The organism is Sporocytophaga myxococcoides DSM 11118, from assembly GCF_000426725.1.
Lineage (GTDB): Bacteria > Bacteroidota > Bacteroidia > Cytophagales > Cytophagaceae > Sporocytophaga > Sporocytophaga myxococcoides.
On record NZ_AUFX01000003.1, the window covers coordinates 172,577 to 191,258 of the forward strand.

Below are 18,682 nucleotides of genomic sequence, written 5' to 3' on the forward strand. Positions count from 1 at the left end.
TTTTTTAGCTTAAAAAATAAGTCATCCTAATTTAAAGAGACCTCAATTAATCTCTGACTGCATCAAAAAAATGGACATTTACAGTAAAAGTCAGTATAATTAATTGATCATTCGAAGATGAATGTGGCCAAGCAGAACTTAAAAATTTATTTTAAACATTGCTCCCATTTTAATAAATGTATAAATACAAATCTCTTTTTCGGGTATACTTGGGTGAAACAATGAACTTCAATTTCAAATTTTTACTTAAAAACTTTAATATTCAATAGAAATATCCCCTCCAGGCTCATCAATTTTATAAATTAAGGTAAATATTACTGTTCCTTCAAAAACACCATTCCCTTTCCAACTTTATCCTTTGCTATATCAGAAATTGTAAATGCAACAAAATCATCTTTGACACCAATTTCTGTTCCGTTGGGTTTTCCAAATACTTCCATTTGTTGTATGATCAGGAGTTTATCAATATTATCAACTTTTGCAACAAGTTTTTCGCTCTTTTTTATGTTTCCGCTTTTAATTTGACCACTTACCACGAGTCTTCCGTCTGAAAGCTGAAAAACATCTTCTGTAATGAAGACAAATATTTCAGGTTTGGAATTTTTAACAGAGGAGAAGGAAAATTGCAGGAATATGACTAGTGTTTTAAGAATCCCTTTCATAAAATTAAATTGAGGTAATGGTTATAATGAATTGGATCTTAAGTTACAGAAAAGAACTGTTTCCCAGAGGTGATTTCCCAGATTTCATCAAATCAAAGTCTCCCACTTCAATCTTCCAGTTCTTCACAAAAGAACTCAGCCTGCTTCATTTTAAGAATAATTTCTTCTGCAGACAAAGAGTCACATTCTATTCTCAGGACTTTGTCCCGATCATCCATGTCAACTGTCCAGCTGATCTTATCATTGAATTCAATTAATGCTTCATGTATCATTTCCTGATAGGTTAAAACTTTCTTGTCTGTTTTGAAAACTAATACGTTCTTAAATTGCTCTCTCATAATATTAAATTCCGGCTTCATGTATCATTGATTGTTACAGTTTAGAAAGCCTTTTGGATTACAGGCATTTCCAGAAAACTCTCAAGGCTTTTAAGTTCTTCTTTTATAGCAGATTGCTTTATCTTGCTGAGATTATCAAAGAGTTGGATATCCAGGATCACATTTCCTTTGGACAATATTTTTTTCCATACTCCGACAACTCTTCCATTTACAATAACTGTAGGATAAAATAAACCATTTACAGTAATGACTTTCCTATTGTGCTCAGCATCCAAAAACAGCTCTCTGTTTTTATACCCTAAAATATATTCATCAAATGCCGGAAGCAGCAATACTTTATTGGGGATAGGATTTATCTTAAGATTACTAAAGTACCAATATTCTGATTGGTTGAATATTTCTTTGGTCATGCTGGATAGTATAGATTCAAAAGCATTTTTTGCATCAGCATTCGATAAACCAGACCAGTTTACAAAATCAGCAAATGTTGCAGGGCCATGGCTTTGAAAATATTTTTTTGCCAGTTCGTATAAAGCTTCTTTTCGTTCAAGGATTTTAGCTTCAGGAGCCCAGGAATCAAGCAGTGTAAAGGTAATCTCATTATCTTTCATCGGCCCCTGGCAAATAATTTTTTGAAGCGATGCACGGTTAATAAGATATACACCTCTGTTTTCTTCAGGAGATAGTCCATTCTTTATAAGTAATGCATAGAGTTCTTGTCTCGTCAGATATATACCATCGAGTTCTTTGGAAAATATATTAAATGCTTTTGAAAATGATTTTTCATCAAGGCTGACACTGTGATACTGTTTATGCATTCGAGTTATAACCGCAGGGCCCGCCAGGTCAAGTATCCACTTTATATCTTTTGAAGAAACAAGGTGTAAAGTACCTCTCAATGCCGAAGTTCTTATAATTGATCCGTCATTAATACAATTAATAATATCGGATTCAGACGAATTGGGTAAACGTATTCCAATTGCCAGTTTAGATGCAGGAAAATCCTGAGACTGAATGACACATGATTTACGCACAACTTCCTCGCAAGATGTATTACTACTATTCACCAAACCGTGGTTGATAAGTCTATAGTTTAAAATTTCAGAAGGTGTCATGATTTTGATTTGATTATTTTCAAATAGCAGCTTATCAATACAAATAAATAGAGAATGACTGACAACAGTGTGTCAGTAGGAATAAAAAAAGCATCAGATTCTTACAAAAAGAATCTGATGCTATGATATTTTTAATTGAAGTGTTCTCTTTAAGCTTTGAATTTTACAAGAGTTACGTGGTCTCCTCCCTTCTCACGTGCTTCATCTGTTGCGCTTTCCACTTCTTTATATTTCCGAAGAAATGACCTAACTGTATCTTTCAATATTCCACTTCCTCTACCATGCACAATGCGAGCTTCGGGTAAACCCAAGAGAAGAGCATCATCAACCCAGTTTGTTAACAATGTAATTACATCTTCTTTGGCTTTGCCTCTGACATCAAGTTCAAACTGAAAATGTAATAACTTTTCTTTTGTGTCAATTTTAACGTTCCCTGAATTTTCAGGTGCAGATTTGATGGTTTCAGGAGGTGGTTGTGAAAAGGTAACTTTGTTTTTCTTAACAGTCATTTTCATAATGCCCATAGCAACTTCAAGATCGTTGCCTTTGACAGAAAGGACTTCTACTACGGTGTCCTGACCATTGATTTTTACAAAGTCTCCAGGTTTAATTTCGCTCATAGCTATAAAAATCTATTTTTAATAAAGTCAAAAATAGAATTTCCATTTGCATTATCAAGAGCAGAAGTATGATTTTTTGAATTAATTTAGTCCCCAAAAAATGATAAATTGCCTTACTTACCAGTATAAGATAATTTATTTAATTAATTCAAAATTAGAAATAACAGGAATCGGCAATACCGATGGAGTTGTGCCTTAGTATCTCTGATTGACACAATTTGAAGTTAAAAAAATAATCAGATGATAATTCAAAACTTTGATAGAATTAAGCTGCTCCTAATCTCAATGGTCTGAATGTTTCGTAACAATTCCTGATTTTTCTGACAGTACTATTAAAGAAATGTTTCTGGACAATATATGTAAGAGCATTAATTGTGAATGAGGAAAACAAGAAATAATTGGCTCCCATTTTACTTGCTCTGCTTTTTTCTTCGTTAGAAAGATGCTCGTTCAATATAACTATAATTACATTTTCCTTTTCAAGTCTTGAAGCATGCGCATAATCTTTTAAGAAATCCCATCCATCCACAATTGGAGTGTCCATGTCTAGCAATACCAATACTTTTGATTCTTTTAACTTTCTGCCCAAATGAAGGTGGTCTAGAAATAAGAATGCATGTCCTCCATTAAGAGCCATTTTAACTTGGTCGGCCATTCCAGAGGATTCAATGGAAGATTTTATGCGACTAGTGAAGTCGCTGTTTTTGCCTACAATAATTACCTGGTCAATTTTTTGCATAACGGTATTGGAAGGTTTCAATGTATTTTTACGAAATAAACTAAAGTATAGTTACATAGGGAAATTCGATAAAGAGGTAAAATTAATGGATAAGAGTCAAAATTAACAAGTTTTAATTTGATTTTAATGAAGAATATATATGATTTTAGAAAGAATTTTAACTAATAATCCTGTTTTTATTCAATTTTGTCGGAGCAAGGTAAATTATTTAAAGAAAAAATACAATTGAACTTCAGTTTGTTATCGGTAAAAGTGGAATAAATATCCTTGTCGAAATCCAAAAAAAATACCTGAAAGATAGCTTTCAGGTATTGTAACTTAAGGTCCGATTTACCCCTTATTTTTTAATAGCCTTGTTTAATTCATTGATTAGCACATCAAGTTGTTGCTTGTCACTCGGGTCTTCTGCTTTTGCTATTGCTTTTTGTGCATGATCCAGGGATTTCTTGAATAACTCATCGATTTCAGCTTCAAGAGCTTTACCTTCTTTCTGATAAGCTCCTACGCTAAGGGTACCAAGTTTCTGGTGTTTTTCCTTTCCTGTATTATAATAGATAACAGCAGTGTTAAAATTGGCTATCAGATCATTTGGGGCAATGGCTAATACCTTACCATAAGTCTGCAAAGCTTTATCTGTATCAGTTTTGCCATATAATACTGCAAGCTGATTAAGAAGATTTATATCATTAGGGTTATTCTTAACCAGATTTTCAATAGAAGCAGTAGCTTCTGAATCTTTACCTGTTTGTAAGTAAAGATTTTTTTGAAGTTCCAGTATGGTTTTGTTATTTGGAAAATCAACAAGACCTTTTTTGGCAGTTGCAAGAGCCTTTTCAGGACTTTTTTCTATTTCGTTTTCAATTGTAATCTGGTAATAATAAAGAACAGGGCTTTTATAGTTGAGAGAATTAAGTTTAACCACACTGTTTTTAATGACATTCATGTCGTGTACTTGTTCTGCTGCATAAATTGCATTAATGTAAGCAAGAGTGTCTGCAGGTTTAATCTTCTGGGCAGTTTCAAAACTTGTGATTGCCTGTTTATAGTTACTGGCCTCATATTCTGAAAAGCCTTTATTTATAAACAAGCCCCAGATTTCCTGTAGTTTTGCTGAAGACATTTTTGAATATTCGCCTTTAGAAGGATCCAACTCTACAGCTTTATTGTATGATTCATAGGAAGTCTGAAGTGCCTCTGGTGCAGCCGATTTTACTTCCGGTTTTTGGTTCATTGCTATATCCTGGTATATTAACCCTTTGTAATACCAGGTTTTTGCATTTGCTTTAGTTTTTTCGTGTTGACTAGCTTCGTCAATTTCCTGTTTTGCTTTTATCAAATCTCCATCTTTATGATAAAGGATTGCATTGGTAACAGCAGAGTTCTGAGCAACTCCGATTAGAGAAGAGCCTGTTAATATGATACTAAATAAGATTCTTTTCATAGCTAAATCAATTCTTTAGATTTAAATAGTTAAAAAACTGTTTATGTGTGACTTACAAAAAAAAGCCGGAATATAATTCCGGCATTTGTAAATATCAATTATCCATTATTCATTATCATTATCATTATCATTGTCATCATCCTCTTCTTCTTCAGACTGAGACTCTTCAGTAGCATCAGCATTTGGAAGTTCAGAATCTACATCAGGAAGTTCAGATTCGATTTCCAGGATTTCAGATGCTATAGCATCGGTCGTTTCTGGCGAAATTTCGGTTGGGCCAAGGTTTTCAATTTTCGCAACAGATGCTATTTCATCTGTTTCACTTAGCTTTATTAAACGAACTCCTTGGGTAGCTCTTCCGACAATTCTAAGTGCAGCAACTGGCATTCTTATTATAATTCCGGATTTATTGATGATCATCAGTTCATCTTTATCCGAAACATCCATTATTGCTACTAATTTCCCTGTTTTTTCAGTAATGTTTAGAGTTTTAACTCCTTTTCCTCCTCTGTTGGTAACTCTATAGTCGTCGATATCAGAACGTTTTCCATATCCTTTTTCTGATACAACAAGAAGGTTATTATCAGAGCAGCTCAGACAAACCATACCAATTACCTTGTCTTCGTCGTCAGCCAAAGTTACGCCTCTCACTCCTGCTGCATTTCTACCCATTGGACGAACATGTTCTTCATTAAATCTGATTGCTCTACCAGATTTAAGGGCTATAACAATTTCATTATTACCATTGGTAAGCCTTACATTTAAAAGTTTATCGCCTTCGTTTATTGTAATAGCCTGTATACCATTGGATCTAGGTCGGGAGAATGCTTCAAGGGAAGTTTTCTTTATGGTTCCATTTTCTGTAACCATTATGATAAAGTTATTATTAATATAATCGACATCAACCAACGTTTTTATATTAATAATCGCTCGTACTTTGTCTTCTTTCTCTACATTGATAAGATTCTGAATTGGTCGACCTTTCGATGTTTTACTTCCTTCAGGTATTCCATAAACTTTTTGCCAGAAGACTTTTCCTGAATCTGTAAAAATCAGAAGGTAATTGTGCATCGTTGCAATAAAAAGATGTTCCGTAAAATCATCTTCTTTTGAAACAGCTCCCCTTGATCCGACTCCACCCCTGGCCTGTGAACGATATTCTGTTAATGGTGTACGCTTAATATAACCTTCGTGTGAAATTGTAATAACCATTTCATCATCCGCGATAATATCTTCTATGTCAATATCATCTGCAGAATGTACGATTTGAGTTCTCCTTTCATCACCATAACGCTCTTTCATTTCAAGAGACTCGTCTTTGATGATTTGCATTCTGAGCTCCTGGCTATTAAGAATTTCATTTAACCTTGCAATTAAAGCCATAACTTCTTCGTATTCCTTAACGATTTTGTCACGCTCCATGCCTGTTAAACGCTGAAGTCTTAATTCAAGGACAGCTTTAGCCTGAATTTCAGACATTCCGAAGTTTTCCATCAAACCTTTTTTAGCTTCTTCAGGATCTCTGGAGTTTCTGATCAACTTTATTACCTCATCAAGGTGATCCAGGGCAATCAGATATCCTTGTAAAATATGTGCACGTTTTTCAGCTTCTTCCAGTTCAAACTTCGTTCTTCTGACTATCACTTCATGACGATGATCCACAAAGTGTCTGATCATGTCTTTCAGATTTACTGTCATTGGCCTGCCATTGACAAGAGCAACGTTGTTTACCCCGAAAGATGATTGAAGTTGAGTGTATTTATAGAGATTATTTAAAACGATACTTGGAATAGCATCTTTTTTCAATTCATATACGATGCGAAGCCCTTCTCTATCTGATTCGTCTCTGATATCAGAAATTCCTTCGATTTTCTTTTCATTAATCAATTGTGCCGTTTTTTCCACCATTGAGGCCTTGTTGACCATATATGGAATATCGTGGACAACAATCATATCTCTTCCTGTAGGAGTATTTTCAAAAGTGGCATTTGCTCGCACTACAACTCTTCCACGACCAGTTTCAAATGCCGATTTTACTCCTTGATAACCATAAATGGTTCCTCCTGTTGGAAAATCCGGAGCTTTTACAAATTCCATCAGCTCCTCAATTGTGATGTCATTGTTATCAATATATGCACAAACACCATCCACAACTTCACGTAGATTATGTGGCGCCATATTGGTAGCCATACCAACAGCGATACCGGAAGTTCCGTTAATCAAAAGATTTGGCACCTTTGAAGGAAGAACTGTGGGTTCTTCAAGGGAATCATCAAAGTTGGGTTGAAAATCTACTGTATTCTTGTTTATATCAGAAAGCATTTCTTCGGCGATTCTCTTGAATCTAGCCTCAGTATACCTCATTGCCGCAGGAGAATCACCGTCTATAGATCCGAAGTTTCCTTGTCCATCGACCATCATATATCTCAATGACCATGGTTGTGCCATACGAACCATGGAATCATATACCGATGCGTCACCGTGAGGGTGGAATTTACCAAGTACCTCACCAACAATTCTTGCGGATTTTTTATAAGGTTTGTTCCAGTTAACACCTAATTCTGACATTCCAAAAAGCACCCTTCTGTGTACAGGTTTTAATCCGTCTCTTACGTCTGGTAATGCCCTTGAAATGATAACCGACATCGAATAATCGATGTAAGCTCCCCTCATTTCATCTTCAATGTTAATAGGAATTATGTTTTCGCCTTCAGCCATAGATATTATAAATGGAAATTAGGATTTTTTAATGTAGCAAGATAAGTATTTTTAGTGAATGGCCACAATTTGGCATCCTAAATTTGGCTTTTATTTATACACATTCAGATCTTCTTCTTTCTGTTTTTTTGATAATGGAACCAATATGCAATCACTACTTTAAGTAAATAAACGATATGTATTGGTTATTAGCACAATACAACACAATAGTTTTTCAAGATTTTCAATTTGATTATACTGAAGGTAAGCCTAGCCCCAAATTTTAAATGGAACAAATACCTTCTGGTTTATGCTTTTTATATATGTAGAAAGGAACAGTCTGAAATTTCTGAAGAACAGAATTTTATAAGATTTAAGTTGAATGCAAAATATAATAAAATGGAGGCTTTGATTGATCTGGACAAGCATTTATATGATCCTTCTATAGAGGAAGTTAGACTGGTAGAAGTACCTGATTTTAATTATTTCACTCTTTATGGAGAAGGTCCGGCGATATTTGATATGCATTTTTTGCAAGCAGCATTAACTCTATTCAAAGTTGATGAATATGCTAGAAAAATTTTATCTGCCAAGACTCCAATGGTTAATATTTGTGCGAATGGAATCACTCCTGTTGAAGTTTTGTGGTGGAAAGATGATAGACCATTTGATTTTAACATGGATACAATTTGGAAATGGGCAATTATGATCAATGAGCCAGCATTAATCAACGAAGACATTCTTGGCTTGTCACAGAAAATGGTTTTGGAAGAGAACCCAGAATGGTCTTTTACCCAGTCTATTACATTAAATCGCCTTTCTGAGGGCTTGAGTTTGCAGACATCATTTAAAGGTGGCCGAACAGAAGGAAAAAAATCTCTAGAAAAGGTCCGTTCTTTTGCAAAAAGTAAAAATCTGGAATTCATTGGTAAATACCATGAAATATATTTTGAAAATCCGGAAGACTTAAAGTCAAATCAGTTGGTGACAATTTTAAGATTTCCTGTATCAGAAATTAAAATATCTCAAATAATTTAATAGTTGGCTATGACACAATTACTGGAATCCCCAAAAACCTCTTACCTTCTTGAAGGAAGCCTTGAGGTCTTACATCAACAGACCAGAGAATGGTTAAGTGAAATGGATTTGTGGAAGGATGAGATACGTTTTTTTAAGAATCTGATCAATAAGCAACTTCTGAAAGTGAGATCAGAAGATGATAAGGAGGAGTTGAGAGATTATGAAAAAATTCTAAGTAAAATGCATAATGACTGGCTGGAACATCTTTTCATGCAAACCCAAGCTCATGAAATGTATTTGGCTGGAATAATGCAAAACCGCCCCAAAGACTATGATGAAGCATATAGAGAAAGGCATCGAGACCTTACTGAAAAAGTTGACGGTTTTTATAAGGAAATGAAAAGCATTAAAAGCGAATTATTTGAATTCATAGAAAAGCTTTGATAATGATGTAGTTAAACAGTGCATCATTAAAATTTTTCATAACAATTTACCTGATCCTCAGTTTGGTAATCACAGCCGGACTGAGGATATTATTTTTTAATAAATTCACCGGTTAATTTATTTTTGTTAAACTATTTGGAACAAAATTTCCAGTAGCATATATTTGTAATGCGATCACCTACCGTGTGTAGTTGATTTATAAAGAAGAAGGGAGAGAATAGGCTCTGAGAACTTCTAGCAACCTGCCACCAAAAATGTAAGGTGCTAAATCCTAGTTTCGATTTTCGGAACACATATAAATTAACACTTATGAATACAGCCCAATTTAGAGATTCAAAAGAAAAAGTAACTAAAGGACAAGGTTCTTCAGTAAACTTTCGTTTTGCCATTACGTTAAATGCATATAACAACAGTTATTGTTGTTGTAAGCTTTCGTAGTTGGCTTTGGCTAATTTCCTGTAGTAACAGGTTTAAATCAATCCTTTAACAATTTAACCCTTAATGCCATGACAAAAACTATTTCTATTAATTTTAAGACGTTGGCACTCACAGCTGGAATTTCTAATTCTCAAAATAACGAAGTTTGCAATCCTGTATATTCAGTTAATCTGTATCATTTTAACGAAACACCTGGATTGACTTACGAAACCTATCTGACAATTTCAGAAATGGTTAATTATAAATGTGACCAGGCGGTGGCTGGTCAATCTCCGCTAAAACAATGCACCTGGAATCTGAATTAATTCCTGGTTTTTAGATAAATTTGAGGGCTGCTTCATATAAATTGAAGCAGCCCTTCGTTTTTATTCGGTTTAACCTTAAAATGAAAATTAAAATATCGAAACCATTTAAAAGTACACCCAACATTAACCTTTCACGAAAATTCAGAATTGCCAAATATGTCATGTACCGGGAAACCATGTTGCATAAGAGTGATCTTTTATGGACTTTCCTTGGATCGTTTTGCGGAATAGGACTTATTGGTCTCATCAACAGCCAGATATTCGAAGTTCAGGATCATATATTTTTAATAGGATCTTTCGGAGCTTCTGCCGTATTATTATATGGAGTATCTAACAGCCCTTTATCTCAGCCAAGGAATCTGTTTGGAGGTCATATACTTTCAGCACTTGTAGGGGTGACTGTGGCTCAATTATTACCAGACACGCTTTGGTTCTCATCTACTCTGGCAGTTTCACTTAGTATCATGGTAATGCAAATGACCAAAACTCTGCATCCTCCCGGAGGTGCAACTGCTCTGATTGCTAATATTGGCTCTGCTAAAATAAAAGCTTTGGGATACTGGTATGTGGTCTCTCCTGTCGCCACCGGAGTTATTATTCTATTTGCAATTGCGATGGTATTTAACAACCTTTCAGGACGCAAATATCCCGTGAATAAAGGTGGAAAGCGGAAAGCTAAAAGTCCAAAGTTAAAAATTGAAAGTGAAAAGTTAAAAGAAGTCGTTATTGAGGAAAAGTATGAGACTGTTTAATAAGCTGAATGTGGAAAGGTAAAAGCTAAAAGTTACGATGCTTTTACCTTTCCGCTTTCTGCTTTATGAAACAAAACCTCCATCTATTGTAAGTACTGATCCACTTATATACGAACTTTCTTCTGATGCAAGAAATATATAGGCGTTTGAAACATCTTCAGGCTTACCCAGTCTCCCTACCGGGATTTTATCTTTAATACTTCTAACGATTTTTTCCGGTACATTTTTCAGAGATTCGGTTTCGATAAAGCCAGGAGCAACTGCATTTACAGTAATTCCGTGTCTACTTAATTCTCTTGCCCATACTTTAGTAATACCCACTAGTCCTGATTTGGCTGCAGCGTAATTTGCCTGACCGAAATTACTATAAATACCTACCAATGACGATGTATTAATGATGCGGCCGAATTGTTTTTGAACCATATAAGGAGCAATAGCTTTGGTACAGTTAAAAACACCTGTGAGATTCAGGTCTATAACTTGTTGCCATTGTTCAATGCTCATATTCATCGAAGCAGCGTCCCTGGTGATGCCAGCGTTGTTAATGAGAATATCAATTTGTCCTCTTGATGCAAAAACACTTCTTGCAGCCTCTTCTACTTGAGCAAAACGAGTTGTGTCCACTTCCATAAAGGTCACATCCTCCATTCCATTTGCTTTTATTTCCTTAAGGGTTTCATTACCCTTTTCAATATCTATATCCCAAATAATAACAGATGAACCTTCGGATGAAAATCTATCTACAGTCTTCTTGCCAATACCCTGGGCTCCTCCGGTAATAATACTAACTTTTCCTTCTAGCTTCTTCACACACCGAAAAATTTATAATAAAATATAAAGCTTAAATACAGAAAAAATAAGTGAAATAGAAAGAGGAATATGATATAGTTATTAACAGCTTCAGGACATTAATAAGCCTAATCCAAACAGTATTACAAAGGCTAACGTTGAAAGAGCCATGAGTTTTAATTGAGGATCAATTTTTTCTGATTCATTTTCTTTGGTAACTTTTATTCCGGTTATTAATATCAGAGGGAAACTTAATAAGAACAGCCACTTTCCTACTGAATGGTTTTCATTTAGAAGAATGTATGTAAATGCTGAGCCGAAACCTCCTATAAGTAGAAACCAGTGATAAATTTTAGCTTTTCCTTTACCTAACCTTACTGGAATAGAATATTTTCCTGCAAGCTTATCGGATTCTATATCACGTATGTTATTGATGTTTAATACAGCTGCTGAGAAAAAGCCGCAGGCAAAAGCAGGCAATAATATTTTATAATCCAATGTATGTGTATGCAGATAATAACAACCTCCGACACCAACAAGTCCAAAGAATAGAAATACAGAAATGTCTCCCAGACCTGCATAACCATAAGGATTTTTTCCTGCTGTATATTTAATGGCTGCTACAATTGACAGGATACCTAATATCAGGAAAAAGCCAAATGTACCCAACGAGGAAAATGAAATAGCATTTACCAAAAGAATTACGCCACTAAATAATGAAAGAGATCCAAAAAGATACATTCCTTTTTTCATTGTTTCCGGTGATATTTTACCCGATTGTACAGCTCTTTGAGGCCCTTTTCTGAAGACACTATCAGCACCATTTTGGGAGTCTCCATAATCATTAGCCAGGTTTGACAATATCTGGAGGAATATTGTAGTTAAAATTGCCAAAAGACAGATTAAAAGTTTAAAGCTCCCATCATTGGCGGCAAGGAAACTGCCCATGATGATACTCGAAAGAGCCAGAGGAAGTGTCCTTAACCTAAATGCCGATACCCATGCTTTTATTGAACTCATTATTTGTTGATCGCTTCTGTAATTTCAAAACCCATAGGTGTAGATCCGGAAGGGAAAAATTTCACCAATTCACCATTTTCATTAATTAAATACTTGCAAAAATTCCATTTGGGAGCCTGATCGTTCCAGCCATTTTTATCTGCTACAGATAACCACTCAAATACAGGATGCTGTCCTTTTCCTTTTACTGTAACTTTTTCCATCATTTGAAAGGTTACACCATAATTTGCGGTGCAGAATTCCCTGATTTGGGTACTATTCCCAGGCTCCTGATTAAAGAAATCGTTAGAAGGAAATCCGAGGATTACTACTTTATCTCCATGCGTTTCGTGAAGTTTCTGAAGTTCAGCATACTGATGTGTATAGCCACACTTGGATGCAGTATTTACAATTAAAACTTTTTTCCCTCTGAATTTCGAAAAGTCTATTGAATCTCCTTCCAAAGTATAAGCCTTAAGGGAATAGAATGAAAAGAAAGCATCCTTACCATCCAAAGGTTTAGACTTTATCTGCCCACACCCAGGAAGAACATATATGAATGTTAAAGCTAAAACTACAAAAGAAAATTTAAGTGATAATTTCATAATTTACATTTTTTCAGGTACTTCTATTCCTAATAACTGCATCCCTCTATTGATTATTTTGGCTACAGCGAAAGAAAATGCTATTCTGAAGGCAAGTGCTTCTTTCTTTTCTTCTGAGAAAATTGATACCGCACCAAAGAAGTGATTATACGCTTTTGCCAGGTCAAAGATATACTGAGCTATTTCTGATGGAGCATAGTTTTTCGCTGCCTCCTCAATTTTTTCAGGAAACTTTGTCATCAGGATTATAGCCTCTCTTTCTGATGGTTGCATATTGTCCAGATTTGAAAAAGCTTCTGGTCTGAAATCTACTCCTAATTGTTTTGCCTTCCTTAAAATCGCAGAGATACGAGCGTAAGTATATTGAATAAAAGGACCTGTGTGTCCTTGAAATTCAATAGATTCCTCTGGATTGAAAAGCATTCTCTTCTTCGGATCGACTTTTAACAGAAAATACTTTAGTGCACCAAGACCAAGTTTTTTGTACAAAGCTTGAAGATCTTCCTCACTGAACCCTTCTATTTTACCCAACTCTTTGGTTCTAGCCTCTGCAGTTTCCAACATCTCTTTTACCAGATCATCTGCATCTACGACTGTTCCTTCTCTTGATTTCATCTTGCCACTTGGCAGATCTACCATTCCGTAAGAAAGATGATACACCCCATCAGCATAAGTTTTACCAAGCTTCTTCAAGATAAGCTTCAATACATTGAAATGATAATCCTGTTCATTTCCTACTACGTAGACAGATTTCTCAGCATTGTATTCCTGGAATTTAAGGTCTGCAGTTCCTAAATCCTGAGTTATATAGACAGATGTCCCATCTCCTCTTAACAAGAGCTTCTGGTCCAGTCCATCAGAAGTTAGGTCAACCCATACAGAGCCATCAGGCTTTTTAAAGAATACCTGTTTTGCAAGGCCTTCTTCCACTATGTTTTTCCCTAAAAGGTAGGTATTCGATTCATAATAAAATTTATCAAAAGTAACACCTATCGTTTTGTATGTTGCATTGAAGCCATCATACACCCAACCATTCATTTTTTCCCATAGAGCAACGACTTCTTTATCTCCTTCTTCCCATTTTAATAAAAGCTCCTGTGCTTGTTTCATTAAAGGAGCCTGCTTCTTTGCCTCTTCTTCTTCTACTCCCAGACCTTTAAGCCCATCTATTTCCTTCTTATATTCTTTGTCAAAAAGCACGTAATACTTGCCTGCAAGGTGATCACCTTTTAATCCAGAAGTTTGAGGAGTTTCTCCATTTCCCCACATCTGATAAGCCAACATGGATTTACAAATGTGAATTCCTCTGTCATTAATAAGGTTAGCTTTTACTACATCATATCCGCTGGCTTTAAGTATTTCAGAGACAGAATAACCAAGGAAATTATTTCTTAAGTGGCCGAGGTGAAGAGGCTTATTTGTATTTGGACTTGAATACTCTACCATTACCCTTTTACCATTAGAAGGTAAAACGGCAAAGTCTTCACTTAGAACGCTATTAGAAAAGATTGAAAGCCAGGTTTTATCAGAAATGACAAGATTTAAAAATCCTTTTACAACATTGAAATCAGAAACTTCCTCCAGATTATCCTTTAAAAATTTACCAATTGCCTCGCCTATTTGCTCCGGAGATTTCTTGGTTTTGGAAGTATATGGAAAAGTTACAAAAGTTAAAGCACCTTCAAATTCTTTCTTGGTCGGTTGCAATTGAATTGATTCTGCCTGATCTTCCAGGCTGAACTGACTTTTCAAAGCTTCTGATATTCCTGATTTTATCTTTTTTTCTAAATTCATTTTAAAGTTATTTTTCAGCCATTGGACGAATTCCGTATTAAGTTTTATTTGTTTGCTTCAATGGCGTTGCAAAGATTGTAATTTTATAGCAATATTGCACAAATTTTAAACAGCACTATCCGCAATTAAGAACAAATAATGGACAGATACATTGACCTGATTGAACAGACATTTTATTTTCCTACAGAAGAGTTTAAAGTAGTTGACAATGATTTGCATTTCAATGAAGTACCTTTAATGGACATAGTAAACAAATATGGTACTCCTTTAAAATTAACCTTTCTGCCGAAAATCAGCAGTCAGATTCAGAAGGCCAAAAAATTCTTCAATGAAGCAATTGCAAACAATAACTATCAGGGCAATTATGTATACTGTTATTGCACCAAATCTTCACACTTCCAGTTTGTTCTTGAAGAAGCTCTGAGAAATGATATCCATATTGAGACCTCAAGTGCTTATGATATTCCTATTGTAAAGATTCTACATAAAAAAGGCAAAATCAGCAAAGATACTTTTGTAATCTGTAATGGTTATAAAAGACCTGAATACACGCAATATATCAGTGATCTGATAAATGAAGGTTTCAAAAACTGTATTCCGATTCTGGATAACCTTGATGAGATCAATGCCTATGATGAACAGGTAACCAATCCATGTTTTGTAGGTATGAGATTAGCGGCTGATGAGGAGCCTAAATTTGAATTCTATACAAGCAGATTGGGCATCAGATACAATGATGTATTACCTCTGTATGAATCTAAAATAAAAGATAATCCGAAGTTTAAGCTTAAGATGCTTCATTTCTTTATCAATACAGGAATGAAGGATACTACATATTACTGGAGTGAATTAAGCAGATTCGTTCACAAATACTGTGAATTGAGAAAAGTTTGTCCAGACCTTGATTCCATTGATATCGGTGGTGGCTGGCCAATTAAAACTTCCGTTCACTTTGATTATGACTATGGATACATGGCCGATCAGATTGTGAAAACTATCAAAAGAATCTGCACTGAGAATCAGGTGCCGGTTCCGAATATCTTTACTGAATTTGGAAGCTTTACTGTGGGGGAAAGCGGTGCCGTGCTTTATTCAGTGCTTGGAAGCAAACTTCAGAATGATAAAGAAGAGTGGTATATGATCGACAGTTCATTTATCACTACACTGCCAGACGTATGGGGTTTGAATCAAAAGTTTATATTACTAGCTGTAAATAACTGGAACAAAGAATACGACAAAGTGAAAATTGGTGGTATTACTTGTGATAGTATGGATTATTATAATTCGGAAGCTCACCTGAACATGGTATTCCTACCAAAGCTACAAGAACAGAATAAGCAGATAATAGGATTTTTCCATACAGGTGCTTATCAGGAATCACTAGGAGGATATGGCGGAATTCAGCATTGCCTTGTGCCTGCGCCAAAACATGTGCTTATTCAGAAAGATGAAAACGGCAATTTTACAGATACCTTATTTGCTCCTGAACAAGATAAAAATGTAATGCTGAAGATTCTCGGATACGAGAGTTAAACAATCCCTGAAGGAATCTGGTTAGATTAATAATTATGGTTAGGCTAAAAAACTTGTTGGATTATGAGAAAAATACCATACTTATTCTTTGTTGCAGTTCTTTTATTATCTGCTTGCAGAAAAGAAGAAACATGCGCTACGTATTCAAAAGATACGAAAGTTAAAAAAACGAAGCAATTTACTTCAGATGAAGCTTCTATCTAAAGTAAAAGAGCCGTTCCTGCCAGGGACGGCTCTTTTTTATTCTTTTAAATCTTCATCTTAAAGTCTCCTCAACTTCTTCATAAGATTTCTAGTACAGCATTGCTATATCAAGCTCTTTTACTTGATAAGACATAATCTGAAGATTGAATTAAGAAGGTTTCAAGTACACCATTAAACTCTTCTGGATGTTCCATCATAGGCACATGACCACATTGATCTATGACGTGTAATGTTACATCACCTGGTATCAGTTTTTGAAATCTATGAGCAATATGTATAGGTGTTACTTTATCTTGTTTTCCCCAAATCAGAAGTACAGGTACATTTATTTTGTCAAGTACTGACGCAACATTGTTAGTATTAGCAGAGCGGGCCATTTTAATTACTTTAATGGTTTTCCTGACATTATTAACGACCTCGTATACTTCGTCAACTAACTGAGGGGTAGCTACTCTTTCGTTGTGAAATATATTTCTGACTTTTTCTTCCACATACTGATAAGATCCTCTCTTCGGATATGTAACACCAAGGCTATTTTCATGTAAACCTGAACTTCCGGCAAGTACAAGTCTTTCTACTTTATCAGGATGGTTAACAGTATATAGTATAGCGAGATGGCCGCCAAGAGAGTTTCCCACTAATGTTACTTTTTCCAGATTCAAGGATTGAATAAAGCTATCAAGGTAGTCAACTAATCCATCGAGACCTTCTTTTGGTAACGATTTTTCATATACTGGCAATTCTGGAATTATGACTCTGTATTTTTGAGAAAAATACTTTATCGTTTCATGCCAGTTGCTCAACCTTCCGAACAAACCGTGAAGTAGCAAAATCGGCTCTCCTGAGCCTGCTTCAGTGAAATGAAATAAGCTGGGCTTTCCAGATTTATTTTCTTTGAATAGTCTCATAATCAGACTTGATTGGTTAGTTTTTCTTTTATCAATGCGATGGGCACTCCAAAGCTTAAAAACTTTTGCAATGCTTGTTCGAGTTCTAGTTGTCTTGACAAATACAGTCTATAGTTTACTTCATTGTTTAGCTGAGTAAATACTTGCTGAAAGTATTCCAGAACTACTTGAAGATTATTAACCTTAATCTCGATTATAAACTCTCTGTTCGTAGTATTCACGTCAATAATCAGTCCTTCAGGCTTACCAGCGACAAAGAATCCCTTTAGTAAACCAAAGCTGAATTTATCATCCCATAAATTGAATTTAAGCCTGTTTCCAAATCCACCTTTAGAAAACCTTTCGGCATTCAGATTAGATATTGAAGACTTAAGTCCAGGATAACTCACTTCCATCACTGTTTCCAGTTGATTAAGCCATTTTGCAAGTTGAAAAGCAACAGAAGAATATTCTTTATATTTCTTCTCTTCTATATTGAGCTGGTTTTCTATAAGCTCGCCAGTTATGTCAGTTATAAGGAATTCAGGAGCAATGTTTTTTTCACGTTGCTCTTTAAGCTCTTCCAGCAACGATTTTTGAATAAGCATTTGAAATAGATCTTTTTTTTGCCAGCTATTCAAGCCTTGTACCACAAAAGCTCCAATAGCTGTATTGTTAAACGCACTATAATTTTGAACCGAAGTGATAACAAAGTCAGCTCCTATTTCAAGAGGATTGAATATCTTTCCCAAACCGCCTGCTGAATTGTCAATGATAACAGGAATCAAAGATTGATGAGCCTGTTCAATAATGTGTGAAAGATCTTCTACAGCCAATGTCAAACTGTCGATTGTTTGCAAATAGATCACACCGATATTATTTAATGCGATAATATCTTTAAGATTAGTATCAGAATAATCTTTGGCAAAGAACAATTTGATTCCATTTCGTTTGAAAGCTTCAATTTCCCATACACCAAGATGGAATGTCAGGATATTTTTTCTTTCTCCGACTATGTTTTTTATGAGTGTATATCGTGCAGAACGAATTGATTTAAATGCTAAAGCCTCAATACCTGATTCAGAAATAGCAACTTTCTTTTCTATTTTTCTCAAAGTATCCCAGGTTGTATTAAAATGTAAACTATCTTCTGCAGCATCATTGAGATGGCTGTGTGTTATTTTATCTATTTGGATGGATTTCATAGCTTTTGTGAATTACAGGATTAAAATTTGGTTGAAAATTAGGATTGCAAACCGTTATGGTTTATCAAAACTTATTTGAGGTGATTCTACATCGT

Annotated in this window: 19 protein-coding genes and 1 riboswitch; of the genes, 6 read left to right on the forward strand and 13 right to left on the reverse strand. The window is 35.1% G+C overall.

Annotated elements, in window-relative coordinates; all coding sequences use genetic code 11:
* Positions 1-314 precede the first annotated feature (314 nt).
* From K350_RS0100460 to gyrA, 7 genes are all read right to left on the reverse strand, one after another.
* On the reverse strand, positions 315-662 hold the full coding sequence (locus K350_RS0100460) for a hypothetical protein (RefSeq protein WP_028978240.1): 348 nt from the start codon (positions 660-662) through the stop codon (positions 315-317).
* Positions 663-769: 107 nt separating this feature from the next.
* The gene (locus K350_RS26780) at positions 770-1,000 is read right to left on the reverse strand and encodes a hypothetical protein (RefSeq protein WP_156026793.1); all 231 of its coding nucleotides are present in this window, start codon (positions 998-1,000) and stop codon (positions 770-772) included.
* A gap of 41 nt (positions 1,001-1,041) precedes the next feature.
* Positions 1,042-2,115 carry a winged helix DNA-binding domain-containing protein gene (locus K350_RS26785; RefSeq protein WP_051312729.1) on the reverse strand — a complete coding sequence of 358 codons (1,074 nt, stop codon included), beginning with the start codon at positions 2,113-2,115 and terminating at the stop codon, positions 1,042-1,044.
* A gap of 149 nt (positions 2,116-2,264) precedes the next feature.
* A complete protein-coding gene (locus K350_RS0100475) occupies positions 2,265-2,735 on the reverse strand; it encodes a Smr/MutS family protein (RefSeq protein WP_081670832.1) in 471 nt (156 codons plus the stop codon).
* A gap of 265 nt (positions 2,736-3,000) precedes the next feature.
* On the reverse strand, positions 3,001-3,474 hold the full coding sequence (locus K350_RS0100485; protein WP_028978242.1) for a response regulator: 474 nt from the start codon (positions 3,472-3,474) through the stop codon (positions 3,001-3,003).
* A 337-nt stretch (positions 3,475-3,811) separates the two neighbouring features.
* Positions 3,812-4,915, reverse strand: a complete 1,104-nt coding sequence (locus K350_RS0100490) for a tetratricopeptide repeat protein (protein WP_028978243.1) — start codon at positions 4,913-4,915, stop codon at positions 3,812-3,814.
* Positions 4,916-5,020: 105 nt separating this feature from the next.
* The gene (gene gyrA / locus K350_RS0100495) at positions 5,021-7,633 is read right to left on the reverse strand and encodes a DNA gyrase subunit A (protein WP_028978244.1); all 2,613 of its coding nucleotides are present in this window, start codon (positions 7,631-7,633) and stop codon (positions 5,021-5,023) included.
* 228 nt (positions 7,634-7,861) lie between these two features.
* On the opposite strand from gyrA, the gene K350_RS0100500 reads away from it, so the two are divergent.
* The 4 genes from K350_RS0100500 to K350_RS26790 all read left to right on the forward strand — a co-directional run bounded on the left by K350_RS0100500 (position 7,862) and on the right by K350_RS26790 (position 10,571).
* The gene (locus tag K350_RS0100500; RefSeq protein WP_028978245.1) at positions 7,862-8,650 is read left to right on the forward strand and encodes a GyrI-like domain-containing protein; all 789 of its coding nucleotides are present in this window, start codon (positions 7,862-7,864) and stop codon (positions 8,648-8,650) included.
* 9 nt (positions 8,651-8,659) lie between these two features.
* Positions 8,660-9,076: a hypothetical protein gene (locus K350_RS0100505; protein ID WP_028978246.1), complete on the forward strand. Its 417-nt coding sequence runs from the start codon at positions 8,660-8,662 to the stop codon at positions 9,074-9,076.
* A gap of 193 nt (positions 9,077-9,269) precedes the next feature.
* Positions 9,270-9,378: riboswitch (SAM riboswitch) on the forward strand.
* Positions 9,379-9,582: 204 nt separating this feature from the next.
* The gene (locus tag K350_RS0100510; RefSeq protein WP_028978247.1) at positions 9,583-9,819 is read left to right on the forward strand and encodes a hypothetical protein; all 237 of its coding nucleotides are present in this window, start codon (positions 9,583-9,585) and stop codon (positions 9,817-9,819) included.
* Positions 9,820-9,899: 80 nt separating this feature from the next.
* Positions 9,900-10,571, forward strand: coding sequence for an HPP family protein (locus tag K350_RS26790; protein ID WP_081670833.1), 672 nt, complete (start codon positions 9,900-9,902; stop codon positions 10,569-10,571).
* Between the two features lie 63 nt (positions 10,572-10,634).
* Here the strand turns inward: K350_RS26790 and fabG are convergent, their stop codons facing one another.
* From fabG to argS, 4 genes are all read right to left on the reverse strand, one after another.
* The gene (gene fabG, locus K350_RS0100520) at positions 10,635-11,381 is read right to left on the reverse strand and encodes a 3-oxoacyl-ACP reductase FabG (RefSeq protein ID WP_028978248.1); all 747 of its coding nucleotides are present in this window, start codon (positions 11,379-11,381) and stop codon (positions 10,635-10,637) included.
* A gap of 90 nt (positions 11,382-11,471) precedes the next feature.
* Positions 11,472-12,380, reverse strand: a complete 909-nt coding sequence (locus K350_RS0100525; protein ID WP_037573477.1) for a 1,4-dihydroxy-2-naphthoate polyprenyltransferase — start codon at positions 12,378-12,380, stop codon at positions 11,472-11,474.
* Positions 12,380-12,964, reverse strand: coding sequence for a glutathione peroxidase (locus K350_RS26795; protein WP_081670834.1), 585 nt, complete (start codon positions 12,962-12,964; stop codon positions 12,380-12,382). Before K350_RS26795 ends, K350_RS0100525 begins: the two co-directional genes overlap by 1 nt.
* Before the next feature lie 3 nt (positions 12,965-12,967).
* Positions 12,968-14,758 (reverse strand): arginine--tRNA ligase, encoded by a 1,791-nt coding sequence (gene argS / locus K350_RS0100535; RefSeq protein ID WP_028978250.1) that lies wholly within the window; start codon positions 14,756-14,758, stop codon positions 12,968-12,970.
* Between the two features lie 138 nt (positions 14,759-14,896).
* Between argS and K350_RS0100540 the strand changes: the two genes are divergently transcribed.
* On the forward strand, positions 14,897-16,291 hold the full coding sequence (locus K350_RS0100540) for a type III PLP-dependent enzyme domain-containing protein (RefSeq protein WP_028978251.1): 1,395 nt from the start codon (positions 14,897-14,899) through the stop codon (positions 16,289-16,291).
* A 63-nt stretch (positions 16,292-16,354) separates the two neighbouring features.
* On the forward strand, positions 16,355-16,495 hold the full coding sequence (locus tag K350_RS32180; protein ID WP_156026795.1) for a hypothetical protein: 141 nt from the start codon (positions 16,355-16,357) through the stop codon (positions 16,493-16,495).
* A 107-nt stretch (positions 16,496-16,602) separates the two neighbouring features.
* On the opposite strand, the gene K350_RS0100550 is transcribed toward K350_RS32180, so the two are convergent.
* Together K350_RS0100550 and K350_RS0100555 are read right to left on the reverse strand one after the other, a co-directional pair.
* A complete protein-coding gene (locus K350_RS0100550; RefSeq protein WP_028978252.1) occupies positions 16,603-17,403 on the reverse strand; it encodes an alpha/beta fold hydrolase in 801 nt (266 codons plus the stop codon).
* 2 nt (positions 17,404-17,405) lie between these two features.
* On the reverse strand, positions 17,406-18,587 hold the full coding sequence (locus tag K350_RS0100555) for a PLP-dependent transferase (protein WP_028978253.1): 1,182 nt from the start codon (positions 18,585-18,587) through the stop codon (positions 17,406-17,408).
* Between the last annotated feature and the right edge of the window lie 95 nt (positions 18,588-18,682).